This is a genomic window from uncultured Intestinibacter sp. (genome assembly GCF_902468165.1).
Lineage (GTDB): Bacteria > Bacillota > Clostridia > Peptostreptococcales > Peptostreptococcaceae > Intestinibacter.
Map to the genome: position 1 here is coordinate 42,504 of NZ_CABQXJ010000008.1, position 26,183 is coordinate 68,686.

A 26,183-nucleotide genomic window follows, 5' to 3' on the forward strand; every position below is an offset into this window, starting at 1 on the left:
AAATAAAAAGTTCTAGATACCTACTTAAATGAGGTAAACTAGAACTTTTTTTATTTAAATAATAAGTTATTACATTAATTCTTCCCAAAGCTCATAAAGTTCAGCAAGTCTATCTTCTAAGTTAGATTTCTCTTGTGAAACTTCTTTAGAACGTTCAGGGTTAGAGTAAACTTCTTCTAAACAAAGAAGTTCATCAAGCTCACTTATTTTAGTTTCGATTTGCTCGATTTCTTTTTCTGTATTAATTATTTTGTTTCTGTTTTTCTTTTGTCTTTCACGTTCTTCACGTTCACGACGCTTTTCTTCTTTAAGTTGAGTTTTAGTTTTTTCTGATTCTTCTTCAACAACAGCGTTTATCTCTTCAGATTCTTTCTTTTTAGCCATGTAATAGTCATAGTTACCAAGATATTCAGTAATTCCGTTTTCGTCTAATACTAAGATTTTGTCCACTACAGTGTTTAAGAAATATCTGTCGTGTGAAATTGTGAATATTGTTCCAGTATAGCCATTTAGGGCATCTTCTAAAACTTCTTTTGAATCTATATCTAAGTGGTTTGTCGGTTCGTCAAGAAGCAGGAAGTTCGCTTTTGATAAGATTAATTTTAATATAGCTATTCTAGCTCTTTCGCCCCCACTTAGTGAAGAAATTTGTTTAAATACATCGTCATTTTCAAATAAGAATGCACCAAGCATAGATCTAATTTGAGTTTGAGTAAGATGTGTGTTGTCTTTCCAAATTTCATCAATAATTGTATTATTTAAATCAAGAGTTTTTTGCTCTTGGTGGAAATAAGCCACATTTACATTTGTACCAAGTTTCACATCACCAGAAAGAGGAGTAAGTTCGTTCATTATTATTTTGAATAAAGTCGATTTACCTATTCCATTTGGCCCGATTAGAGCGACTTTTTCCCCACGATATATCTCGAAATTCAAGCCTTTGAATAATATTCTATCGCCATATCCCATAGAAATATCCTTAACTTGCATTACATCATTACCGCTGACAACAGCTGGGTCAAAAGATATTTTTGCTTTCTTTCTGTATAATTCAGGTCTATCAAGAACATCAACCTTATCAAGAGCTTTTTCCTTACTTCTAGCTCTTTTAAGATGTTTTTCACGACCATAAGCCTTAAGCCTTTCGATAGACTCTTCTTGTTTTTTCAGTTCTTTTTGTTGGTCTTCATATTTTTTAAGTTCTAATTCTTTTTCGACTTTAGATTGCTCTATAAAATCAGAGTAATTACCATTATAAGTCTTAAGTTTTTTGTTGTAGATTTCGAAAGTTCTATTTACCACTTGGTCTAGGAAATATCTATCATGGGAAATAAGCATAACAGTACCTCTATATTGCTTTAAGAAGAACTCTAACCACTCAATTGCCTCAGAATCAAGGTGGTTTGTCGGTTCGTCTAGAAGTAATAATGTAGGTTTTTTAAGAAGTAACTTACCTAAAAGGACTCTTGTTTTTTCCCCACCAGAAAGAATATCAACTTTCTTGTCAAAGTCACTGTCTTTAAATCCTAAACCAATAAGAACACCTTTCGCCTCGGATTTATATCCGTATCCGTTATTTGCAGCAAATTGCTCCATTTTGTGCGAGTACTCGTCCATTAATTTATCTAAGATTTTAGAATCTGATTTACTTCCTTCTTCAGCTATTTTGATTTCAAGTTGTCTAAGATTTTCTTCCATTTCGATAAGAGGTCTGAATACTTCAAGAACCTCTTCTAATATAGTATTTTCCGAATAAAAATTGGTATTTTGCTCTAAATAACCAATCTCACAATCCTTAGAAGTGTAAATATCCCCACTGTCATATCCATATTCACCGGAAATAATTTTGAATAAAGTCGTCTTTCCAGTACCGTTAACTCCAACGATTCCGACTTTATCGCCTTCATTTATAGTAAAACTAGCATTTTCAAGGATAGAATCTACGCCAAAACTTTTATTCAAATTATTGCAAGATAAAATGATCATAAGTTTTCTACCTCCTTAAACTACCTAAAATTATAAACTTTTGATATAATATAATCAAGGATATATGAAACTATTTAAAAAATATGGTATTATTTAATTATATTGTTATGAAAATATTAAATTAAAAGAGGTGAGACGATGGCAGGTAAAAACATATCAATGGCGGTCATCAGAAGACTACCTAAGTATTACAGATATCTTGGTGACTTACTTGATAACGACGTACAAAGAATATCTTCAAAAGAATTAAGTGAAATAATAGGATTTACGGCATCACAAATAAGACAAGATTTAAATAATTTTGGTGGATTTGGACAACAAGGGTATGGGTACAATATCGAAGCCCTTCATGCGGAAATCGGAAAAATTCTAGGGCTAGACAGACCATATAATGCAATTCTAATAGGAGCAGGTAATTTAGGACAAGCAATAGCTAACTATTCTGGATTCAGAAAAGCTGGATTTGAAATAAAAGGATTATTTGACGCTAATCCAAAAATAATTGGATTAAAGATAAGAGATTTTGAAATATTAGATTCAGATCGTATTGAGGATTTCGTAAAAGATAATAAAATAGATATAGGTATTTTATGTGTTCCAAAAAACGGAGCTCAAGAATTAGCTGATAGATTAGTTGCATGTGGTGTAAAAGGGCTTTGGAACTTTGCGCCAATGGACTTAAAAGTACCAGACGATATTATAGTTGAAAATGTAAACTTAACTGAAAGTTTATTTACATTATCATACTTAATGAAAGAAGAGTAATCGAGATACTTTACATTTATAAAAAATTATAATAAACTGCTACATGAAATTTGTACGTGATTCATGTAGCTTTTTTATTGTAAAAAACTAAGGCAAAGGACGGAAGCGTTGGCGCCATGAACGAAGTGAACTTAAAGTAACGGACAAAGTCGTTGCCACCATAAATGAAGTTAATTTAAATCAATAGACAAAGTCGCTTTCATTAGAATTATATTAAAAAAAGCTAAGTGATAAAATCACTTAGCCTTCTCATTAAAAATAAAAAAGTACGTTCAAATTATTCAGCGCTTGGAGCTTCTACAGGACATACGTCAGCACAAGATCCACACTCTATGCAGCTATCTGCATCTATTACGTATTGGTCATCTCCAGCTGATATACATTCTACAGGGCATTCTGATTCGCATGCACCACAGCTTATACAAGCATCACTTATTATGTAAGCCATATCTTTATTCTCCTTAATTGATGTCAAAATTTTTGAAATTAAAAACAACCCAACAAAAAACTATCCGAGGTCGAAACCCCCTCAGATAGTCTTCTCTGCTATTATTCTTCAACTATAGCATCGTTTGGACAGGCATCAGCACATGATCCACAATCTAAACATTCGTCAGCGTTTATGCTGTATTTGTCGTCCCCTGCAGTTATAGCATCGTTTGGACATTCATCAGCACATGAACCACAAGCAACGCAATCGTCTGTTATTTTGTAAGCCATACTAAAATCCCCCTTATAATGATTTTAATTTCACTTATAATTATAGCAAAGTTTATTCTATATCACAATAAGAATTTGGGTCAAAAATAGTTAGGATTTTGAATATATAGTTTGTATTCTAAGTTTTGAAACTAACTTAAAAATTAAAAAATTAACAAATTAGGTGTTTATTAGTGGTAAATTATGGTATAAATAAAATAAAAAATAATTAATAAGGGGGAGTAAAAAATATGAATTGTAACACTTGTAAAATGTGTCAAAGTGCAGACAAAAAACTAGAAAACTTTGTAGCATCAAAATCAGGAGAATTTGAAACAGCATTCCAAAGAACAATCGACCAAAAAGTAAAATGTGGATTTGGACTTCAAGGTGTCTGTTGTAGATTATGTTCAAACGGACCATGTAGAGTAACTCCAAAATCACCAAGGGGAATATGTGGAGCAGATGCAGATACAATAGTAGCGAGAAACTTCTTGAGAGCAGTATCAGCAGGGGCAGCATGTTATCTACACGTTGTTGAAAATACAGCATTAAATGTAAAACATGTTGGAGAACACAATGGGGTTATAAAAAGTGAAAAAGCTCTAAACATATTAGGCGAAGAATTAGGAATATTTGATGATGACCCACACAAAAGATGCGTAAAAATAGCAGATGCAATCCTAAAAGATTTATACAAACCGAGATATGAAAAAATGGAATTAGTTGAAAAGCTAGCTTACCATATGAGAGTTGATAAATGGAAAGAGCTTGGAATCATGCCAGGTGGAGCAAAATCAGAAGTATTTGATGGATGTGTAAAATCATCTACAAACTTAAGCTCAGACCCAGTAGATATGTTAATGCATTGTCTATCACTAGGAATTTGCACAGGTTTATATGGATTAACTTTAACAAACTTATTAAATGATATAGTTTTAGGAGACCCAGTAATAAGAATGGCTCCAGTCGGATTTAGAGTAATCGACGAAGATTATATAAACATAATGGTGACAGGACATCAACATTCAACATTTGCAAGTTTCCAAGAAAAAATTAAATTACCAGAAGCAGTAGAAGTAGCAAAATCAGTAGGAGCAAAAGGATTCAGATTAGTGGGATGCACATGTGTAGGTCAAGATTTACAATTAAGAGGAGAACACTACAAAGAAATATTCGCAGGACACGCAGGAAACAACTACACAAGTGAGGCAGTATTAGCAACAGGGGCAGTGGATATGGTAGTTTCAGAATTTAACTGCACATTGCCAGGGCTTGAACCAATAGCAGACAAATTACACGTAAAAATGATTTGTTTAGATGATGTTGCTAAGAAGAAAAATGCAGAATTAATCCAATTAGATAGAGATAAATTTGATGAAATAGACCATAGATTGATAAATGAAGCAGTAGAGGCATACAAAGCGAGAAGAGGCAACGTAGAAATAGATATACCAAAAGACCACGGTTATGATAAATCGCTAACTGGTGTTAGTGAAAAGAACTTAAAAGAATTCTTAGGTGGGAATTGGAAACCATTAATAGATTTAATCGCTGACGGAACAATCAAAGGTGTTGTCGGTGTAGTCGGATGTTCAAACATGACTGCGGGCGGACATGATGTTCATACAGTTGAATTAGTAAAAGAATTAATCAAAAAAGACATATTAGTATTATCAGCAGGATGTTCAACAGGTGGACTAGAAAACGTAGGATTGATGTCGCCGGGAGCAGAAGAATTAGCAGGCGAAAATTTAAAAGCAGTCTGTAAAAAATTAAATATACCACCAGTACTAAACTTTGGACCATGTCTAGCAATAGGAAGAATCGAAATAGTTGTTAGCGAATTGGCAGAGGCATTAAACGTAGATATACCACAATTACCAGTAGCACTTTCTGCACCACAATGGTTAGAAGAACAAGCACTAGCAGATGGAGCATTCGGTTTAGCTTTAGGACTACCACTTCACCTAGCTTTACCACCATTTGTAACAGGAGGACCATTAGTGACACAAGTTCTGACAGAAGGACTAAAAGACATAACTGGAGGAAGTGTAATAATAAACCCAGACCCAGTAGCATCAGCAGAAATATTAGAATCAGAGATATTAGATAGAAGAAAAGGCTTAGGTTTAAAATAATTTTTAAGGATGTGGTCAAATGCGCAGAATAATAATTCATAAAGATTTGTGTACGGGGTGCAAAAGTTGTGTAGTAGCCTGTATGACTAGAAATTGTAGCGAAAAACATAAATTCGATAGCTTTATAGATGTAAATAAAGATAAATATTTTATAGATTTATCCAATATAGATACAGAAAGTAGAAATCACATAGAACTAAATTATGAAGAGAGTCCAGTTCCACTAACTTGTAGACATTGCGACAAACCAGAATGTGTTGCAACATGTATGAGTGGGGCTATGACAAAAGATTCTATAACAGGGATTGTTTCTTATGATGAGAAACGATGTGGATCATGTTATATGTGTGTAATGAGCTGTCCTTATGGAATATTAAAACCAGACGACAGAACAAAACAAGATATAATAAAATGTGATTTGTGCAAAGAGGAAGATATTCCTTTATGTGTGTATAACTGTCCAAGCGGTGCTTTAGAATTACAAAGTGAGGAGGTAGAATTATCATCAGATGTAGCTACAACCTCACAAGAAAATATAAAAACTTATGTGATAATAGGTGCGAGTATCGCTGGAATAACTGCAGTAAAGACAATCAGAGAATTAGACAAAAGCGCAAAAATTATTGTAGTATCAAAAGACGAAAAAATTTACTCTCGTTGCATGTTACACCATGTAATTTCAGAACACAGAACAATAGATGGAATTAATTTTGTGGACGAAGATTTTATAAACAAGCAAGATGCAACTTGGATAAAAAAAGCGACAGTAAAATCAATTGACCCAGATAACAAAAAAATTAAATATGAAAAAGACAACAAAGAAGAAGAGTTGGCTTATGACAAGTTGTTAATAACAGCAGGTGCCAATGCGTTTATTCCTCCAATTAAAAATTTGAGAGATGCCAAAAATGTATACCCACTTAGAAATATAGAAGATGCTGTAATGATTAGAGAAAAAGCAAAATACTCTAAACGTATTGTAATTATGGGGGCAGGTCTTGTCGGAATGGACGCATTAGCAGGATTAGTTGAGCTAGATAATGTAGGTACTTTAACATTAATCGCATCAGAAGATAGAATTTTAGATAAACAACTTGATATTAGGGCAGCTAAAGTTTATGAAGAGAAGTTTGAACAAAAGGGAGTAAAAATCCTTAAAAATTGCATGGCATCAGAAGTATTTTTAGACGAAGATGGAAATATAAAAGGTATTGGAATAAAAAATGGAGAAATAATACCTTGTGATTTGTTGATAGTTTCGACAGGAGTAAGATCTAATATAGAAATTGTAAAAGGTTCAGGAATTGAGACAGAAAAAGGAATCAAAATAAACGAAAAATGTGAAACGAATAAACAAGATATATACGCAGCAGGAGACATAACAGGAACAGGAATCTGGCCATTAGCCACAAAACAAGCACAAGTAGCAGCGACAAACATGGCAGGAAAAAAAGCCACAATAGACGATACATTTGAGTTTAAAAACACAATGAACTTTATGGGTATACCTACAGTTTCAATAGGATTTATCACGCCAGCAGACGACACTTATGATGTATTTACATATACAGATGGTGAAAATTATAAAAAAGCAGTAATAAAAGATAATGTTCTGACTGGTTTCATAGCACAAGGAGACATCTCATATGTTGGAGTTTATACTCAACTTATAAAAGATAAAATAAAAGTAGAAAACTTAAAAGAAAGAGTATTTGACCTTGGATATTCTGACTTTTTCAAAATTAAAGAAGATGGACAATTTGAATGGTAAGGCAAAAACTTAGGGGTTAAATTTTTAATATAAAAAAAGGAAGAAGCATTTCAGTTTTAACTGGATGCTTCTTTTCATGTTGAAATGATTTTTATTATGTATCATTGATTTGCGGCATTTTTAATTATTGAGCCATAACAGTCCCCACAACCAAGTCTCTTTTAATAATTTTTTTAATGACCTTTTTAATAATTGCTTAAATTCCATACCCTCGTCATTTCGGAATACAAAAAGTATTATATCCTATAGGATATGTAGAAAATTGTAAAAACTTGCGAAAAAACAAAAAAATTTATAAATTATACAAAAAAATTTTCACTTGGTTTGAAATAAAACCATAATGGTTTGAAATATGGAAATATATACATTTTATGTGGATGTATTTTTTGTAAGGATGAAAAATTTCGTAAAAAAATAGTTGAACTTTCAACTAAAAAGGACTATTTATATAATAGGAGTGAGATTATGAATAATTTAGAATATGAAACTTTGAGATATGTCGGTGCATTATCAAGAGCAATAAATTCCACATCAGATTGGAAGTATAAACAATTCGATTTAAAAAAAGGTCAATATTTATTTATAACAAGGATTTGTAAAAATCCAGGTATAAATTTTGTGGAGCTATCGAATATGTTAAAAGTTGATAAGACGACGACTACAAAAGCAGTACAAAAATTAATTGAACTTGGATATATAAACAAGGAACAAGATGAATCGGATAAGAGAGGATACAAATTAACGCCGACAGAAAATGCGTTAAAAGTATATGATTTTATAATGCAAGAAGAAGCTAAACAGTTAAAAATAAGTTTTGAAGGTTTTAGCAAAGAAGAAAAAGAAATGGCAACAAAATTAATTAAAAAAATGAGTGAAAACATTGAAGAGTATTGGCATGAGTATAAAAATCAAGGCTAGGTGAGAGTATGAAGAAAATATATCTAGATTCAATGTATTAAATAAAAAGGAGAATAAAATGGAATTTAGAAAATCAACAAAATCAGACATAACAAAAATAATGGATATAGTAAAACAAGCCCAAGCATATTTCAAAGAGCAAAATATCGACCAATGGCAAAATAATTATCCAAATGAAGAAGTTATAAATAATGATATAGAAAATGGGGAAAGCTATGTAATGTTGGAGAATGGAAATATAATTGCAACAACAGTAATTTCATTTACAAAAGAAACATCTTATGAAAATATTCTTGATGGAAAATGGATTACAAACGGAGATTACGGAGTAATACATAGAATAGCAGTAGATAATACTCAAAAAGGAAAAGGCCTTTCTCACAAAATAATAAAATATGCAGAAGATGTATGCAGACAAAATAAAGTAAATAGCTTAAAAGTAGATACTCACGAAGAAAACATACCAATGCAAAATCTTCTTAAGAAAAATGGATTTAAATACTGTGGAATTATTTACTTAGAAGATGGCGGAAAAAGAGTAGCCTTTGAAAAAACTTTATAATTTAAAAATATTCACTTAATATAGAAAGTCATCAAAATATTTGTATAAAATCTATAAAAGGGAAGTATTAAAAATAATACAACCAGGGAGAGTATCCAAAATAAATTAAAATTATTTTGGACACTCTTTTTTTTTAATCTAATCTCCAGTTTAATTCACCCTCATCTAAGGCTTTGATGAAGATTTCTGCAGACGCTAAGTTAGTGGCAATTGGCACGCTATAAACATCACAAAGTCTGATTAAGGCTTGGATGTCTGGCTCGTGCGCTTGAGCAGTTAATGGGTCTCTTAAGAAAATTACTAGGTCGATATCCTTGTTGACAATTAAAGAACCTATTTGCTGATCACCACCAAGTGGTCCAGAAGCAAGTCTATGTATGTCCAAGTTTGTTTCAGCCATAATTCTTTTCCCAGTTGTCCCGGTAGCATATAAACCGTATTTAGCTAATATGCCTTCATAAGCGATACAAAAGCTAACTAATGTATCTTTTTTCTTGTCATGTGCAATTAAAGCGACATTTAAAATTTTGTGCATAATTACCTCCTAATTTTTGGCTTTGTAATAATATTAAACAAAATAGCAAAAATCTGCAATACATTTTCTGTTAATATTATTATTCTGCACAAAATATTTCAAGGCATTACCTGTAAACTAACCCCCAATTGCTACAAGCGAATTTTGAATAAACTCTATATCAAGCGGTTCTAGAAAATCAAAAAAGAGAGACATATAATCCAGAAATCTTGATTTAAACAATAATACAAAATCCACAAGCAGCGTGTATCTGATTTAATAGATTTATATAATAGATTAATATAATAGATTTATCTTTTGGTCAGGTGTTTCATCCGAGGGGTACGGTTTTCTATACGGGAGGTACGGTGTCTCATCCGTACCCTGTTGATTTAAATCCATAGGGTATTGATTTTTTTCCATGTCATTTTTATAGCAGTAGAGTTTGGTTTTTTATTGATGGTTTTGGATTTAAACCTAGAATATGTAATAATTCAAGCATGAGTTTTTGCTTTAAGTATATAGGATGTTGTCTTAAATTAAAAAAATTATTACTTGGATTATTAGAGCTATTATTCAGAGCTTTATCACTAGAAGATTTATCATCATACTGAATTTCTTTCTGAGTTTTTTGTGATATAACTTTTTCAGGTTTATTTTCATAGTTCTTAATATTAGCAGGTGTAATTTTGGAGCTACTAATATTTTTATTTATAATTTTCTCGGATTTAATTACGTTTTGTCTAGCACTTTTTGATTTAGATTTTTTAGATTTAGACTTACTATGCTTAGACTTTTTTGATTTAGCCTTCGCATATTTAATCGTTTTAGGGTTAGTATTTTTAGGACTAACTTCTGTATCTTCATTACGGTTATTATCCGATGCTATAGCGTCATTATCTACACATATATCTTCAGAACAGTTATTATCAGAACAGATAGTGGCATCATTTAGGCATATATCTGTATTATGATTATTGTCAGAAGATATAGCTTTATCATCTATGCATGGAACTTCATCACAGTTATTATCAGCGGAGATAGTGTTATCATCTACGCATATATCTGAATTATGGTTATTATCAGAAGATATAGCTTTATCATCTAAGCAAGTATCTTCATCATCATTAAGTTGAGCGGGAGTATAATTATAACTATTTTCCTTTTTCATATTTTTAATATATTTTTCTACAAAAGAGAAGTCTTCTAACTTAGGAAAATTTTCGGCAGTATTAAAATAAACAAGTGTTTTTTTACTTTTAATAACTCGTTTTTCTAGAACATTTTTATCACACATTTTTTTAAATCTTCTATAAACAGAATCTTTTTTCATATAAAGGATAGTAAGGTCCTCAGCAACAGCACTATAAGAAACAAGATAAAACATCTTGCCATCTATCTCTTTACTAATCATTTTGCCAGAATTTCTAAAATCAACAAACCATCTAAGAATTAATAAATCCGCTGGATCTAACCCTAAATCAATTGCTGCACGCTGCGAAAAACCAAAAAAACTAAATCTCATAATATAAAAGTCCTCCTTTTAAAAATTAGAAAATTACTAGGTAGAATAAAAAGAAGTGTCCATTGCCAAAGGTGAGAAAATTGTTATCTACCGTAAAATAGATTTGTCTCTACAAAAATATCGAATGTTTGTTTTCTTACTTAAATTATATACTATAAATACTGTATAAAGAAGTAGAAATATGATTTATTTAGAGGGAATATTGTGTGATATTTTATACAAATAGTGTTTTTTGTGATTGAGTTTTAGCGGAAAGAGGGTATTTTTGGAGGTTTACTTTCGGATTTAAAGTCGTGGGGGTTGGTTTTTGGACCGAGTAAGATTGAAGAAAATTGAAGTTAGAAATATATTGTTATCCATATTTAAAAATATATTTAGTGGAAATAATATATAAAAATTAGGTTAGAAATTTAAATTATAATTAAAATTTGATCTTTTCAAGATATTTAATTTGATGTATACTAAAAAGAAAGAAAAAATAAATAAGAGAGGAGATGTAATATGATAAATGTATGCGAACTATTCGCAGGTGTTGGCGGATTTAGAGTCGGATTAGAAAAGTCATCACCAGAGTATAATTTTGTATGGGCAAATCAATGGGAACCATCGAGAAAGCTTCAACATGCATATAATTGTTATGCAAGTCATTTTGGAACGGAAAATCATATTAATATAGATATAGCAGAAATTGATAAAAATGAAATACCATCACATGATTTATTAGTGGGAGGATTTCCATGTCAAGATTATTCGGTTGCTAGAACAGGAGCTAAAGGGATTGAAGGGAAAAAAGGTGTTCTTTGGTGGCAGATAACAGAAATTTTAAAAGCGAAGAAACCTAGATTTGTACTATTAGAAAATGTAGATAGATTACTTAAATCACCAGCAAGTCAAAGAGGGCGAGACTTTGGAGTTATGCTTGCATGTTTCCATGAACTTGGATACTCTGTTGAGTGGAGGATTATAAATGCAGCAGATTATGGATTTGCTCAAAGAAGAAGAAGAGTTTTTATTTTTGCTTTTAGAAATGACACTACTTATGCAAAAAATATAAATAGAGATAATTTAAAATCTATGATTCATAAAGATGGATTCTTCATAAAAAAATTCCCTATTGTTCAAGATGAATCTGTAAATCAATCTATAGTAGAAGACGGACAAATAGATTTTAGTATGCTAGGTGTAGAATCAAATGATTCTAGTTATGAAACTACATCAATTGATGGAAAAGAAATAATAGATATATCAGATAACTTCAGTTTAGAATTTAAAAATTCAGGAATTATGGTAAATGGTATTATTTATACAGAACACGTAGAAGCAGATTATAATGGAAATAGAATTTTACTAAGAGATATTTTAGAAGAAAATGTAGATGAAAAATATTATATCGATGGTGAAGAAAAATTAGAAAAATGGAAATACCTTAAAGGAGCTAAAAAGATTCCTAGAACTAGTAAAAGTGGACACGAATATATATTTAGTGAAGGACCATTAGCTTTCCCAGATCCACTTGATAGACCAGCTAGAACTATGCTTACAAGTGAATCATCAGTAAATAGAAGTAGCCATGTAGTAGAAGATCCAGCTACAAAGAGATTGAGAATAATTACACCTGTTGAGGCAGAGAGAATTAATGGATTTGATGATAACTGGACTAATACGGGTATGCCTGAGAAATTTAGATATTTCTGTATGGGGAATGCTTTGGTTGTTGGACTAGTTGCTGAAATGGGTAAAATAATTGAAAAAATTGTAAATGGAGAGCAATAATTTTATATATTTATAAAAAATAAACTTGTGTAATTTAATAAATATTAAATATATTTGATGTAAATTACACAGGTTTATTTTAATCTATTTTTTTTAATGTTAATACATATATTTTGATAAAAAGTTATTACACCTTTCTATAGTTAATGGAGCTACCCCTCTTCCATTAGAAAATGAAGTTAATAAAGTAGTTAATGCATTTTCACCTAAAATAACTGATAATATATGTATATGAGTTAGCATAGTATTTATCCTACCAGTACCTTTTTTTATATATGATTTAGCTTCTTCTTCATCGTTTTTAGTTTTAAATTTATTGAAAAAATATTTACAGTCTTCATTTAATGCTAATAAATCATTGTATATAAAGAATGATTCCCACGATATTCCTAAAATAGTTGGACAATATACTTCAAGTTCATTTATAAGTTTATAATTGGGTTTATAAATATAAATACCATGTTCACTTATAAAATTTTCTTTAGTGGAACTTTTTAAATAATAAATACTATGATTATGATCAGGCGGTATAAAATCATAATCAATCATAAATGCAATTCTATAGAATTCACAAGCTAGTAACTTTAATATACGTTTTTTATCTCTAGGATTAATTATATTATTATTGTTAATTTCAAATAAACAATCCCAAATATTTTTAAAAGATAAATCATCTAAATAATTGTTATCTGCTAAAAGTAATTTAGGTCTAAAATCCCAAGGTCTAGTATCAGATTCTTTTCCTGGATATTGTATAGATATAGTTTCATATTCATTTTTATAAAAGTCAAATAATAGTTGACATTCATTAATTTTATGAGCTAAATTTTCTCTAGGTAAATTACGGATAAAATTAATGTTAGTTATTCTTTTTTCGATAGCCTCATTTTTTGAAACTTCTCTTTTATATTTTGGTATCATCTTTACACAATTACCTTCCCCTTCTTTATTTAATTGGAAAAAAATACAATTTGAATTATGTTATACAATAAAATTTATAAAGAGCAATTATTATTAAATATAAAGCCCCTATAAAATAGTTTTTATGATACTATATTTACATATAATTTAAATGGGGGAATAATATGGAATACGATAAAACATCAAAAGAATCTATATTGCAATATGCATTAAACCTAAAAGGAAAAACATTTGGTGAATTAGATAAATTTAATAGATTAAAAAATAAAAAAAATAAGGGAAATTTAGGTCATGTAATTGAAGAAAGCTATTTTGGATATGATATAAATTCAGATTCAAATCCAGATTTTTCAGTAGCTGGTATTGAGTTAAAAGTAACACCTTTTAAAATAAATAAAAATAAAACTATTTCAGCTAAGGAGAGGCTAGTTTTAAATGTTATAGATTATAATGAAGAGTATAAACATGATTTTTATGATAGCTCATTCTGGCATAAAAGTAAGATGCTATTATTAGTTTTTTATGAATGGAAACCAGAAGTAAAACAAGAAGATTATATAATAAAAGACGTAGTTTTATATGAATTTAATGAAGATGATTTATGCGTTATAAAAAATGACTGGCAAATTATTATAGATAAAATAAAACAAGGAAAAGCACATGAAATTTCAGAATCAGATACGAGTTATTTAGCAGCTTGTACTAAAGGTAAGAATAAGAACTCAGTTAGACTACAACCATTTTCAGAAATTCCTGCTAAACAAAGGGCTTTTTCGTTGAAATCTGGCTATATGACACAGTTATTAAGAGAGCATTTCGGAAAAATAGATAAAAATAAAGTAAGTTTATTAAATGGAACGAAAAAAACAATAGAGCAAGTATTAGAAGAGAGATTTAAACCTTATTATGGCATGGATATAGATAGAATTGCTGATTTATTTGAGGTAAATATATATACAGAAACATGTAAGTTGAAAAAAAATCATGCACAAATTTTATCTAGCGCTATATTGGGATTAAAAGGTACTGATATCAAAAATATAGAAGAATTTAATAAAGCTGATATTAAATTTAAAACAATAAGAATAGAGAAAAATGGCAATATAAAAGAGCATATGTCCTTTAAAAATTTTAAATATACAGAGATAATAAATGAACAATGGGAAGACTCTGAATTAAGAAATATGTTTGCAGAACAGAAGTATTTATTTGTTGTATTTAGGTTTGATGAAAATAATATTTTAAGATTAGATAAGGTTAAGTTATGGAATATGCCAATATCGGTTTTAGATACAAAACTTAAAGAAACTTGGGAAGAAACTGTTAGAGTAATAAATGAAGGAATAAAGATAACTATAAAAGGAAATAAGAAATTTGATAACTTGCCAGGTTCTACTTTTAATAGAGTGTGTCATGTTAGACCACATGCAGGAACATCTGAGGATACATATCCATTACCACAAGGCGGAGAACATGTAAGAAAATGCTTTTGGTTAGATAGACAATATATTGAAAGTATAATTAAATAATAAATAAAAATATACCCCTGTTAATTTTAATCTTAGCAGGGGAGTTTTTTAATATATGATTTTACTATTCAAATAAACCACCAGAGATTTGTTGTATTATTTCTTTTAGATAAATTATATAACATCGTGGTTTATCATTAAATAAAACTAAATTTCTAGAGTTATCTACCTTGTAAGTTACATGGTCTGTTTTCAGTTCACAAATTTTTTGTGAAGGTTTATCCCAATAAATAATATGACTTACAAATCTTAATGGATGATTCATTTGTTTTTTAGGTTTCATTTTCATTTCCATAAAACTATAATTAATACCATTGTTAATCATAGTTATATCTAAATTTTTAGATAGTATACCTTCTATTTCAATTATATCTTCTACTTTACCATTGAATCTATTTTTCATGTCTAACTCATCAAATATTTTTTGAGGAATTTCTATTATATTATCTATACTGTCTTTATAATCATAATCTAATACTTTAAAATTTAGAGAATCAGGTAAATTTGATTGTTTTGAAGCTATTTTTAAAAATAAAACTAGTAATGTATACATTTCAGCTTCATTTTGAGGTTCCTTAAAATATTCTAGTAATCTATATTCACTTTTTGTTCCTATAAGATATGAGGAATTTTTTAAACGTAAAACTCTATTTTTAAAAGCTTTATATTCTATTAAAAAATCATTGTTTATTTTATTATATAAATTATGAATAGTATCTATGGATTTATTTATCTCAACAAGAGTAGTTGAAATGTTTAATGAATTTTGAGAAGGAATATTTTTTATTTTAACCTTATTTTTCTTTACCATATCAGAAAGATAAGGGCTTAATAATCTATCTGTAACATATATTTCTAACTCCTCTAATTCCTTGTTAGTATCTATAAGTTGTTTTTTTAAATCTATTGGCTTAATTATTTCTGGAGGCTTAACTTTGTATTTATTTTTATTTTCTTCAATAGCATTACTAATTCTTGATTTTGCTGTTTTACCATGTAATGCATAATCAGACTCTATGCATTTTTTTATTAAAAATTCTAATACATTTGAAAGTTGATATTTATTTTTATTTACTTGAATAGAAAAAAATTCATCAAATATAGGACAAAATGATATTTCACCTCTTAATGTATTGAATGAGGGATGGTTATTAAAGATTTCCATTATTTTTGCTGTATTACCTATATAAATATTATTTCTTTTTACAAATAATCCTGAAAAATATACGCTTGGGTATAAATAATTATGTTTTATATAATAATTTATATCTTGTTTCTTTCTTGTAAAATTAGGAGAAAGAATATACAAATTAATTTCTATATATTCATTTAATAAGTCATTTTTATCATTATAAAGATGACCATATTTTTTATATAAAATTTCTAATTTACTGTAATCATTTAATTGATTTATAATGTCATTTAAACTTATTTTATAAGTGGCAAGATGAGTAGGAGTTCTTAATTTTTCTGGGATATTATCCCCTTTAAGAAAAATATCATTAGGATTGACTACATTATTGTTTACAGAAAGAGTTAATTTATTGATTTTATTTTCTAAGAGTATTTTATACTTAATACTAAGTTTAAATATAAGTAGCCTAACTATATTATTTATGCTCATATTATTAGGAGCATAATTTATATCCTCAATATTTTTATCTACATATGTAATACTATATTTATCAACACCTTTCACATATAAAATAGAACCTTTTTCTTTAGGTATTTTGAAATTGTGCATTTGAAATAGTTGATTTAATTCATTTGATTCAACAGCTTGTTCATTAGAAATAAAGCCTTTATCAATAGATTCATCATAAATTGCAGTGATTTTTTTCCATTCTTTATCCTTTGTTTTACTATAGAAGATAACCGATAATCCAACATTTAAATGTGAAATAGCTCCATAATGATAAATACCATTTTTATTTTTTAGCTCATATATACTGTGGAAACGTGTATTTTTATTTAGTCCAAAGTCAAAAATATTTTTTAGAGATTCTGTTCCATCACCATCATCAACTATTAAATATGAAATTCTTTCTATATTCATTGGCTGATTATCTATATTAATATCTACAGTCTCATTAAAAATATGTATGTTAACATTATTAGCATTTGCATCTATAGAATCTTCTATTGACTCCATTATAGCTTCATATAAATCAAAACCTAAGTTTCTTAAGCCATAATCAAATTTTTTAAGTTCCCCGAAATTATAATTATTAATATTCAATTTAAATACCCCCTTAATATATTTTATAGATATATCTATACCTATCTTATAAATTGTATGGTTTAATATATAAATTTTCAAGATATTTTATATGGTGAAAAAGATGATACCTGTGAATTTGATACAATAAAGAACTTTACTAAGAGATTTGATTGCAATTTAGAAGTAGTCTTAGAAGGGGAACATTATTTTCACACTAAAGAGCAGCTACGTATTTTTCAAGAGTGGTTACAAAACACTATATAAAAATAAATCGAACATACATTCGCAAAAACACTTGCGCATATCGAACATATGTGCTATTATAAAAATACAAATGACAAAGCACAAGAATTTATATAAAAATATAGATTAATAAATAACGCACTCTCAAAAAAATTAAAATAAAACATCCAACAAAAGCTTGTAGTATTCTACAAGCTTTTTTCCTACCTAAAATGTATAATCTAAAGTTAAATCTTCTACTAAGCTGCGGCCTAGTTCTCTAGCCATTTCAGGGTATTTACTATTTTCCATGTCTTCTCTTTCATGGCAAGAATACGCTAATACTTGTCCCATATCTTCAAACCTTAAATAGCGGCAAAGAGTTTCGTAGTGAAGTTTAAGTGGATCCATTGCCCATTCTTGTTTATCTCCACAAGCAGCTAATAATACTGCCTTTTTAGGGAATTTTCTGATTTTCTTGTTTATAGAGAAGAAACGGTCGATTGCCGTTTTTAATTGAGTAGATATTCCAAAGTAATATACAGGAGTTACAAAGGCGATTAAGTCTGCCGATAGTATCTCTGGATAAAGTCTAGTCATTGCATCATCAGATACGCATTTATTAGTCCCATTCTTTTGGCAGTGATGGCATCCAATGCATGGTCTTATATTTAATATTCCTGTATCAAAACGAACGACTTCATGCCCTGCCTCTTTTGCCCCTTTTGCAAATTCATCAGCTAATAATGATGTAGTTCCTTTACTCCTAGGACTCCCAGTTAAAATTAATATTTTCATGTAGATTCCCCCTTTAATTGAAATTGTAGAATTGACTTATATTATAGTGAATTTAGTGTTAATTTCAGCTAACAACAAAATTATGCTGACAACAAAAATTATATTATCAATTACCCCTATATATTAATAATATCGAAATTTTTAAAAAAGTAAATGTATATTTATAAGTATTATAAAATATACATTTATCTTTTTAGATAATGATAATTCTAATTTGTTATATTAGATAATTAAATATATAAAAAAGTTAATATTGTGATATAAATACGTTAACATTTTTATATAAATAGTTATTTTCAAGTTAATTTAAATTAATATGAAAGTTTAGATTTAGATGGAAAATTGCAGGATGATAAAGCATTTTATACGGCATGGAAGAAAGTATTTATGCATTATTAAAAATATAAATTTTGGAAAAATATTTTCCTGGTAAAAATATACTATACTGTTAATATTATTATATTTTTTTGTTAATATACTTATAGAAAAACACCTCTAGAGTGAATATAATAAATGTATAAAATATAAGAAAAAATTTATATAAATGGATATTTTAATATTTGGAGGAGGAAAATGATAAAGATAGGCAGAGATTTCATTCTATTATTTATAATGAGCCTTTTATATATTGTATTTAATAAGGCAATAAATATTTCTATGGCAGAAGGTATTATAGTTTCATCAGGTACAGCAGGTATATTTTCTTTATTGAGTGATACGATAAGAAATATAGATGAAAATGATCTAAGAACGAGAGTATCACTTTCAGAAAAAGAATTAAAAATAATAGCAAAAATGAGATTAGTAGCAAGAGATGGTATACTAACATTTATATTATGCTACGGAATAATGAGAGTTTCTTTTGGAGGACCAAAATTAACAATTATAGACACTATACCATTTATAATTGCAGCATTAGCACCAACACTAGTTGTATGCGAGCTAAGTAAAGAGCTTAGAAAAAAGAAAAAGGGAATGTTATAGTGGATAGATAAAAATATTTTTAACTTATTGGGGATAAGTTAAATTTGAGTTAACTTAAAATATGCAAACAGTTAAAATATCTTAATATAAATATAAAATAGATATAATTGAAATGACCTAAACAACTATACGTTAGACATATCGTATAGTATTTTCTTTTTGAAAAAATTTTAAGAAAATGTAACATTGTAAAATGTGTGCAAAAAATGAGTCATTTCGTAGAAAAAGAATAAATATAAACATATATTATAGTAAAGAATGAATCAGAACATCAATTAAACGAAAGAACAAAAAATTGGATAGACTTATAGGAGGTAATGCCATATGAAAAGATTCTTTATAGATGTTGTGATAGTTTTTATAATATTCTTTTTCTATTTAATGTATGCTGGAGAAACTACTATAATGGAAGGGATAGTTGCATCATTAGCAGCAGGATGGTTTTTCGGTTTACTTGCTGAAATGTTTGTAGCAATTATATCAGTAGTAAGAGAGATTTTTAATTCTTGACTGTAATTTTTATGATATGAAAATATAGAAAGATTGGTCAATTGGATATGAGAATAGTTAAAACTTAAAATCCCATGTAGAACTATTAGATTCTACATGGGATTTCATCATTATATTTAAATTTAATTATGATACACACACCTTACATATAACTAGATCTACCTTGTGTTAATATTGTTATATTTTTAGTTAAGATACTTATAGAATTAATATTTATCAGTGAATATAATGTAATTAAAAAGATAAGAAAACTAATTAAAATTAAAGTGGACGATATAAGGGGGTAAAAGATATGAAGAAAATATCTAAAGATTTAGTGGTATCATTTATTATATTTTATTTATATTCAGTAATTACAAAATCTACAGATTCAGTAGTTAGTACATTGATAGTTTCTATTTCTGGTGCAGTAATGTTTAGTTTATTCAGCTTAATTATAGGTTCTTTAGTAAGAGGATATTGTGAAATGAAGAGAAGTGATTCAAAAGAACAAATCCATAAGAAACTACAAATAAGTTTAGTATGCAGAGATACTTTATTAGCATATTGCTTGATATATGGATTTATGACTAGAAGTTTTGGTTTAGGTTTATCAATTCCACAAATATCTGCTTACTTAGTAGCAGCAATGGCACCAACTATAGTAATAGGGATATTTATAAAAGAAATGAGATTGCCATTCTTAAAACAATACTCAGAACATGATATAGTTGTTAAATCAATGGGTTCTCACAAAAGTGCTTAATTAAAAATATAATTTATAAAGCAGAAGATAATTAATCCTGTGTGATTTTTCACACGGGATTTTTTGATTTTAAACTATATAAATAGACTAAAATAAGCCCTAATACATGAATAATAGATAATAAATTAAAGCGATTTTTTATAAAAGATATATATAAATAAAAATTATTTATACAAGTGAAAAAATAATTTTTTTTATATTTTTCATAATATAAAAAATTTAGAAATATAGAGATTATATCGACTATGGTCGACAGTTAAGTGTCAAATAAAGTCAAAGTTTAATTAAAGGAAAATTATAAAAATTCAATATAAAGAACAGTTTTTTTAGGATTGTTCATATATTAATAGCAAAATATTTGAAATATCAACAATACTACATAAAAAAGAGTTTTGAAAAGTAATAAAAAAATGCAATATAAAAGAATTTTAAAATATAAAATTAATAATCAATTAAATAAAAATTCAATTACATATAAAAAAAAAATATGATATAATCTAGTTATGATGAATGGTAATAATTGACAATTTAATATAAAAACATTTGAGAAACCAAAAATTTAAAAATTTATGTAAAATTTTAGGGGGGCTTATAAAATGGCAGAAAAAACTTTAAATGTATTTGAAATCGCACAGTTACAAGTTAAACATGCTTGTGATAAATTAGGAACTGATCCAGCAGTTTACGAAATACTTAAAAATCCAATGAGAGTTATGGAATTTAACTTTCCAGTAAAAATGGATGACGGAACTATAAAAACTTTCACTGGATATAGATCTCAACACAACAACGCTTGCGGACCATTTAAAGGAGGTTTAAGATTCCATCCAAATGTAACTTTGGACGAAGTTAAAGCTTTATCTACTTGGATGACTTTCAAATGTGGTGTAACTGGTATACCATATGGTGGAGGTAAAGGTGGTATGGCAATCGATCCTAATGATTATTCTAAAGGTGAATTAGAAAGAATATCTAGAGGATTTGCTGCAGCACTTGCTCCATTTATAGGAGAAAAAGTGGACGTTCCTGCTCCAGATGTAAACACTAATGGAGAAATAATGTCTTGGATGGTTGATGAACATGCAAAAGTAACTGGTGAATTTGCTCCTGGTACTTATACTGGTAAACCTGTTGATTTCTATGGTTCTTTAGCTAGAACAGAAGCTACTGGATATGGTGTAGCAATGATGGCTAGAGAGGCTTTAGGAAAAGTTGGTATCGATATTAATGGTGCAAAAGTAGCATTACAAGGTTGTGGTAATGTTGGTAGCTATGCAGGTATGTATATCGAACAATTTGGTGCTAAAGTAGTAATAGTTGGCGATTATACTGGTACTATAGCTAACCCTGATGGTATAGATATGAAAGCCTTAATGGCTTATGTAGCTGAAACTAGAGGTGTTAAAGGATTCTCTGGTGCTGAAGCTACAGATCAAGATGTTTTAACTGCTGATGTTGATTTATTATTACCTTGTGCTCTTGAAAATCAATTAACTGCTGAAAATGCTAACGACGTCAAAGCTAAAGTAGTTTGCGAAGGTGCAAACGGACCAACTACTCCTGGTGCTGACGAAATATTCGCTAAAAACGGTGTTACATTAGTTCCAGATATATTAGCTAACAGTGGTGGTGTTACAGTTTCTTATTATGAATGGGTACAAAACTTACAAAGAGACTCTTGGTCATTTGAAGAAGTCCAAGCTAAACAAGAAAAAGCAATGAAAAAAGCTTTTGATGCTATATGGGCAATAAAAGAAGAATATGGTGTAGATATGAGAACTGCAGCATACATGTCTTCAATTAAGAGAGTTGCTGATGCTATGAAACGTAGAGGATGGTACTAAGATTAAGATTTAAAGAATAATTTTAAGCCTATAATAAATAGATAAATAAGGAGATGAAACATGGTAGTGTTTCATCTTCTTTTTTTTTATGCAAAAACTCTACGTTACGTAGGTTAAGAACACCTCAAAAAAGATTTATCCTATTTATGAGGTGATAAATATGGATTCGAGAAAAATCGGAAAGCTTATAGCGAGCAAGCGTAAAGAAAAAAGCATGATCCAAAAGGAACTGGGATTAAAAATAAATGTAAGTGACAAAACAATTTCTAAATGGGAAAGCGGGCTAGGTCTTCCGGATATATCTAGTAATGATAAGGAAGATAGGAATTTTTATGATTTCTATCTTTTTTACTGTTTTAATATAAATATTTTAAAAATTACCTTGCATTATAGAGTAACATGTAATACTATATAAACAACAGTGCCTTGCATTATAGAGTATTAAAGTTATATAAAGAGGGGGTGAAATGATGGAACTAAATAAAGAAGCTTTAAAAGGTCACATTGACACAATAATTTTATCAATCTTAAATGAAAAAGATTGTTATGGATATGAGATTGCAAAAACAGTAAAGGCTAAATGTAATAATATGTTTGAATTAAAAGAAGGAACAATGTATTTAGCACTTAAGCGTATGGAATCAAAAGGATTTATAGAGTCTTATTGGTCACAGGAAGAAAGTGCTGGAGGCAGAAGAAAATATTATAAAATGACTGATTTAGGAAAAGAAACTTATCAAACGAAAAAGAAAGAATGGTTTTTTATTAAAGAAGTAATGGGTTCATTTTTAGGGGAGGAAATTTAAAAAATGGATAAAATAGATAAATATTTGTGCAATTTATTTAATAACGATAAGAGTGCAGGAGTAATTGAATTAAAGGAAGAACTAAAATGTCATCTGTTTGATATGGCACATGAATTTATAAGTCAAGGACATAGCAAAGAAGAAGCATATGATATGGCTATAAATAAATTTGACATAGATAACGATGTGTTAAAGATACTATGTGAAAATGTTAAGGAGAATAACAAAAAATTAGAGGGGAGAAATAAAATGATAACTAAATCAATAAAATTTACTAAAATAATAACTTTATTATCAGCAGTTATATTCGTTATATCATTTGTATTATCAAATATGGGTATAGAACAAAAAACACAACATAATAAATGGATAGATGAAAGTAAGAGATTTGAAGAAACTTTCAATAAATTTGTTAGTTCAAGAGATGTAAATAGTCCTGATCAATATAAATCAGAATTAGATAAATTATTAAAGTCTAATGAATGGAATTGTGTATATAGATTATATGTTTATGATGATGAAAATATATTCTCAGAACCTGTATATACATATCAAGTAAAGGGTGGAACATCTAATTTTGAAACATCTGGTCAAACAGAAAAAAATGGAAAAGGTCAAGTTTTATACTATAGATTAAAATTAAAAGACATAGTCAGTACAAAAATTGTGGATACAGTTAAAATTATAAGTATATATACGACTTTAATTTTCTTTGCCATCTTCATGATATTAAAAAGACAATATAAAAAATTATAGATAAGATTTATTTTAAAAACTCCTTATATTAAATATAATTGTGATATAGGGGGTTTTTGTTGCGTTATAATAAATAATATAAACAATATCAGGGGGGATATAAATGAGTAATTTAAATTTATGGGAAGATCTTAATAAATTAAAGGAAACATGCAAGTGGGTTGATTTAAGCCATGAGGTTAGTCCAGAAACACCACATTGGTTTGGTTTTCCGTCTGTAAAATCTTCTGTACTTTATGATTTTGAAAAGGATGGTTTCAGAGCTCATACTTATGAAATTGTGAGCCAATATGGAACACATGTTGATGCACCTGTTCATTTTGTTAAAGGGAAAAGAAGTTTGGATACTTTTAAACCAGATGACATGGTAATGCCATTATGTGTCCTTGATTTATCTAAAGAAGTATCACAAAATCCTGATTTTACTGTTACAGTAGATGATATACTAGCTTGGGAAGAGAAAAATGGCAAAATTGTAGAAATGACACCATTGGGAGCAGAATGTTGTAGAGATGCTAATTGGCATATGGAAAAAGCCAACAAGGATTTAGTGGTTGGACTTACTGATATAGAAGAAGATATGTTTATAAGTATTTTAAAAAAAGTATTAAATACGATTGAGTAAATGTCTGTAGCAACAGGCATTTTACTATAAATTAATTAATCGCATGCTATTAATAAAAATTGGAGGTATACAAAATGCTATACCAGCAGTTATAGCGATGTTAATGGTTTTGATTTATAACTTGGCAGATACATTTTTTATAGGTCAAACACATGATGCATATCAAGTTGCTGCTGTTTCACTAGCAATACCAGTATTTTTAATATTTATGTCTGTAGGCTCAATCTTTGGGATTGGAGGTACATCAGTAATTGCACGTGCTTTGGGAGAAGGAAAAGAAGAATATTCTAAAAAAGTTTGTTCATTTTGTATGTGGAGCTGTGTAGGAATAGGTATTGTATTAACAATACTTATGCTAGTATTTATGGATAAAATATTAGTTTTAATTGGAGCCAGTCCAGAAACTTGGAAATTTACAAAAACTTATCTAATCATTGTAAGTTTTTCAGGAGTTTTTGCAATTATTTCAAGTTGTTTCTCAAATATTTTAAGAGCAGAGGGTCAAGCTGGAAAGGCTATGAATGGTCAAATAATCGGAAACGTTTTAAATATGATTCTAGATGCAATATTGATAATTGGGTTCAACTTAGATATAGAAGGTGCTGCAATAGCAACATTATGTGGTGAAGCTATAGGGGCTATATACTATATAATTTATTATTTAAAAGGTGAATCAACACTAGGTGTAAATATAAAAAACTTTACTATCAAAGAAAGAGTATGTAGTAGTGTTTTAATAATAGGAATTCCTGCTGCTCTTGGATCATTGTTGATGAGTGTATCTCAAATAGTTATGAACAGTTTGATGGCTGGATATGGAGATATGGCACTTGCAGGTGTTGGTGTAGCAATGAAAATAGTGATGATTACAGGAATGATTTCTATGGGAATTGGTCAAGGCGTTCAACCTCTCCTAGGTTATGCTGTTGGAGCAAAAACTTGGGATAGATTTAAACAAATTATGAAATTCTCATTTGGATTTGCAACAATACTCGGTGTAGTTTTAACTGCTTTATATTATGTATTTGTAAATCAAATTGCAGGCGCATTTTTAAGTGAGGCAAAATCACTATCATATGCTGTTGAATTCTCAAGAATACTATTAACAACAAGTGCACTATTTGGAATATTCTATGTCCTAACAAACTCATTACAAGCAATGGGTGCAGCAAAAGCATCTTTATTTATAAATGTAAGTAGACAAGGAGTTTTATATATTCCAGCATTATTTATCTTAAAATATACTTTAGGAATTACAGGTCTTGCATGGTCACAACCAATTGTAGATGTTATATCTATTGTAGTTGCATTTATGCTTTACTTCAAAGTTTCGAGAAAACTTATGTCTAAGAAAGATGATGACGAATTAGATACTGAAAAAGCTTTAAACTGCAATTAATATAGAACTGTAATTAGTATTAAATGAAACTAAAAAATAAGACTACAATAAAAGGTAAGGCAAATTAAAATTGTCTTACCTTATTTTTATAAGATGAATTATCATATTAAGTGGAACACTTAAAAATGGATAAAAAAATAGCTCATAAGTTTATGTTCATGTTACAGTA

24 protein-coding genes are annotated in these 26,183 nt (G+C 28.8%); 16 read left to right on the forward strand and 8 right to left on the reverse strand.

Going from position 1 to position 26,183, the window contains the following annotated elements; all coding sequences use genetic code 11:
* Positions 1–69: 69 nt before the first annotated feature.
* On the reverse strand, positions 70–1,986 hold the full coding sequence (locus tag RDX53_RS02860; RefSeq protein WP_307993686.1) for an ABC-F family ATP-binding cassette domain-containing protein: 1,917 nt from the start codon (positions 1,984–1,986) through the stop codon (positions 70–72).
* 138 nt (positions 1,987–2,124) lie between these two features.
* Here RDX53_RS02860 and RDX53_RS02865 point away from each other — a divergent pair, with 138 nt between their 5' ends.
* On the forward strand, positions 2,125–2,751 hold the full coding sequence (locus RDX53_RS02865; protein ID WP_195930022.1) for a redox-sensing transcriptional repressor Rex: 627 nt from the start codon (positions 2,125–2,127) through the stop codon (positions 2,749–2,751).
* Between the two features lie 277 nt (positions 2,752–3,028).
* Here the strand turns inward: RDX53_RS02865 and RDX53_RS02870 are convergent, their stop codons facing one another.
* Positions 3,029–3,199, reverse strand: a complete 171-nt coding sequence (locus RDX53_RS02870) for a DUF362 domain-containing protein (RefSeq protein WP_195930021.1) — start codon at positions 3,197–3,199, stop codon at positions 3,029–3,031.
* A 101-nt stretch (positions 3,200–3,300) separates the two neighbouring features.
* Complete coding sequence (locus RDX53_RS02875; protein ID WP_195930020.1) at positions 3,301–3,471, reverse strand: DUF362 domain-containing protein; 171 nt, start codon at positions 3,469–3,471, stop codon at positions 3,301–3,303.
* 230 nt (positions 3,472–3,701) lie between these two features.
* Here RDX53_RS02875 and cooS point away from each other — a divergent pair, with 230 nt between their 5' ends.
* The 4 genes from cooS (at position 3,702) to RDX53_RS02895 (ending at position 8,842) form a co-directional block, all read left to right on the forward strand.
* The gene (gene cooS, locus RDX53_RS02880; protein ID WP_307993687.1) at positions 3,702–5,591 is read left to right on the forward strand and encodes an anaerobic carbon-monoxide dehydrogenase catalytic subunit; all 1,890 of its coding nucleotides are present in this window, start codon (positions 3,702–3,704) and stop codon (positions 5,589–5,591) included.
* 19 nt (positions 5,592–5,610) lie between these two features.
* Positions 5,611–7,362: an FAD-dependent oxidoreductase gene (locus RDX53_RS02885; RefSeq protein ID WP_307993688.1), complete on the forward strand. Its 1,752-nt coding sequence runs from the start codon at positions 5,611–5,613 to the stop codon at positions 7,360–7,362.
* A gap of 465 nt (positions 7,363–7,827) precedes the next feature.
* Positions 7,828–8,280: a MarR family transcriptional regulator gene (locus RDX53_RS02890; protein WP_307993689.1), complete on the forward strand. Its 453-nt coding sequence runs from the start codon at positions 7,828–7,830 to the stop codon at positions 8,278–8,280.
* 58 nt (positions 8,281–8,338) lie between these two features.
* Positions 8,339–8,842: a GNAT family N-acetyltransferase gene (locus tag RDX53_RS02895; RefSeq protein ID WP_195930016.1), complete on the forward strand. Its 504-nt coding sequence runs from the start codon at positions 8,339–8,341 to the stop codon at positions 8,840–8,842.
* 133 nt (positions 8,843–8,975) lie between these two features.
* Here the strand turns inward: RDX53_RS02895 and mgsA are convergent, their stop codons facing one another.
* Entirely contained in the window at positions 8,976–9,377 is a 402-nt protein-coding gene (mgsA, locus tag RDX53_RS02900) for a methylglyoxal synthase (RefSeq protein ID WP_195930015.1), read from the reverse strand.
* Between the two features lie 409 nt (positions 9,378–9,786).
* Positions 9,787–10,770: a hypothetical protein gene (locus RDX53_RS02905; protein WP_307993690.1), complete on the reverse strand. Its 984-nt coding sequence runs from the start codon at positions 10,768–10,770 to the stop codon at positions 9,787–9,789.
* Positions 10,771–11,382: 612 nt separating this feature from the next.
* On the opposite strand from RDX53_RS02905, the gene dcm reads away from it, so the two are divergent.
* The gene (gene dcm / locus RDX53_RS02910) at positions 11,383–12,654 is read left to right on the forward strand and encodes a DNA (cytosine-5-)-methyltransferase (RefSeq protein WP_307993691.1); all 1,272 of its coding nucleotides are present in this window, start codon (positions 11,383–11,385) and stop codon (positions 12,652–12,654) included.
* Positions 12,655–12,753: 99 nt separating this feature from the next.
* Here dcm and RDX53_RS02915 read toward each other — a convergent pair whose 3' ends face one another.
* Entirely contained in the window at positions 12,754–13,575 is an 822-nt protein-coding gene (locus tag RDX53_RS02915; RefSeq protein ID WP_307993692.1) for a hypothetical protein, read from the reverse strand.
* 164 nt (positions 13,576–13,739) lie between these two features.
* Between RDX53_RS02915 and RDX53_RS02920 the strand changes: the two genes are divergently transcribed.
* A complete protein-coding gene (locus RDX53_RS02920; protein ID WP_307993693.1) occupies positions 13,740–15,104 on the forward strand; it encodes a Sau3AI family type II restriction endonuclease in 1,365 nt (454 codons plus the stop codon).
* A gap of 64 nt (positions 15,105–15,168) precedes the next feature.
* Here RDX53_RS02920 and RDX53_RS02925 read toward each other — a convergent pair whose 3' ends face one another.
* Together RDX53_RS02925 and RDX53_RS02930 are read right to left on the reverse strand one after the other, a co-directional pair.
* Positions 15,169–17,343: an ATP-binding protein gene (locus RDX53_RS02925; RefSeq protein ID WP_307993694.1), complete on the reverse strand. Its 2,175-nt coding sequence runs from the start codon at positions 17,341–17,343 to the stop codon at positions 15,169–15,171.
* A gap of 432 nt (positions 17,344–17,775) precedes the next feature.
* A complete protein-coding gene (locus tag RDX53_RS02930; protein ID WP_195931723.1) occupies positions 17,776–18,345 on the reverse strand; it encodes a flavodoxin family protein in 570 nt (189 codons plus the stop codon).
* A gap of 573 nt (positions 18,346–18,918) precedes the next feature.
* Here RDX53_RS02930 and RDX53_RS02935 point away from each other — a divergent pair.
* The 9 genes from RDX53_RS02935 (at position 18,919) to RDX53_RS02975 (ending at position 26,014) form a co-directional block, all read left to right on the forward strand.
* Positions 18,919–19,329, forward strand: coding sequence for a hypothetical protein (locus RDX53_RS02935; protein WP_307993695.1), 411 nt, complete (start codon positions 18,919–18,921; stop codon positions 19,327–19,329).
* A 324-nt stretch (positions 19,330–19,653) separates the two neighbouring features.
* The gene (locus RDX53_RS02940; RefSeq protein WP_295572837.1) at positions 19,654–19,839 is read left to right on the forward strand and encodes a hypothetical protein; all 186 of its coding nucleotides are present in this window, start codon (positions 19,654–19,656) and stop codon (positions 19,837–19,839) included.
* A gap of 292 nt (positions 19,840–20,131) precedes the next feature.
* Positions 20,132–20,584, forward strand: coding sequence for a hypothetical protein (locus tag RDX53_RS02945; protein WP_307993696.1), 453 nt, complete (start codon positions 20,132–20,134; stop codon positions 20,582–20,584).
* 596 nt (positions 20,585–21,180) lie between these two features.
* A complete protein-coding gene (locus RDX53_RS02950) occupies positions 21,181–22,428 on the forward strand; it encodes a Glu/Leu/Phe/Val dehydrogenase (protein ID WP_195931390.1) in 1,248 nt (415 codons plus the stop codon).
* Between the two features lie 160 nt (positions 22,429–22,588).
* A complete protein-coding gene (locus RDX53_RS02955) occupies positions 22,589–22,843 on the forward strand; it encodes a helix-turn-helix transcriptional regulator (protein WP_195931389.1) in 255 nt (84 codons plus the stop codon).
* A gap of 55 nt (positions 22,844–22,898) precedes the next feature.
* Positions 22,899–23,234, forward strand: a complete 336-nt coding sequence (locus RDX53_RS02960) for a PadR family transcriptional regulator (protein ID WP_048926537.1) — start codon at positions 22,899–22,901, stop codon at positions 23,232–23,234.
* 3 nt (positions 23,235–23,237) lie between these two features.
* Positions 23,238–23,990, forward strand: a complete 753-nt coding sequence (locus RDX53_RS02965; RefSeq protein WP_307993697.1) for a permease prefix domain 1-containing protein — start codon at positions 23,238–23,240, stop codon at positions 23,988–23,990.
* A gap of 103 nt (positions 23,991–24,093) precedes the next feature.
* Entirely contained in the window at positions 24,094–24,615 is a 522-nt protein-coding gene (locus tag RDX53_RS02970; protein WP_022070869.1) for a cyclase family protein, read from the forward strand.
* A gap of 43 nt (positions 24,616–24,658) precedes the next feature.
* Positions 24,659–26,014 (forward strand): MATE family efflux transporter, encoded by a 1,356-nt coding sequence (locus RDX53_RS02975; protein ID WP_307993698.1) that lies wholly within the window; start codon positions 24,659–24,661, stop codon positions 26,012–26,014.
* The last annotated feature ends 169 nt before the right edge of the window (positions 26,015–26,183 follow it).